The sequence below is a fragment of the Caulobacter sp. 10L414 genome, from assembly GCF_056395525.1.
The window spans coordinates 1-360 of the sequence record NZ_JBFTJR010000164.1; the positions used below are offsets into that span (position 1 = coordinate 1).

Here is a 360-nt window from a genome sequence, read left to right on the forward strand (position 1 = left end):
CCTCGGGTATCGCCCCGGCGATCATGACCGGCCTGAACCTCGGCGTACCGGTGATTTTCGCGCGCAAGCATCAGTCCCTGACCCTGACTGAAAACCTGCTGTCGGCGACGGTCTACTCGTTCACCAAGCAGACCGAAAGCACTGTGGCGATCTCCCCGCGTCACCTGACCAACAGCGACCGCGTGCTGATCATCGACGACTTCCTGGCCAACGGTAAGGCTTCGCAAGCGCTGATCTCGATCATCAAACAGGCCGGCGCGACCGTGGCCGGTCTGGGCATCGTGATCGAGAAGTCGTTCCAGGGTGGCCGTGCGGAACTGGATGCCCAGGGTTATCGCGTGGAATCGTTGGCTCGGGTGC

The 360-nt window shown here is 62.2% G+C and carries 1 protein-coding gene; it reads left to right on the forward strand.

Going from position 1 to position 360, the window contains the following annotated elements; all coding sequences use genetic code 11:
- Window positions 1–23: 23 nt before the first annotated feature.
- Window positions 24–360, forward strand: a 337-nt coding sequence (xpt, locus tag AC1DCG_RS25225) for a xanthine phosphoribosyltransferase (protein ID WP_477041772.1), incomplete at its 3' end; no start/stop codon positions are given.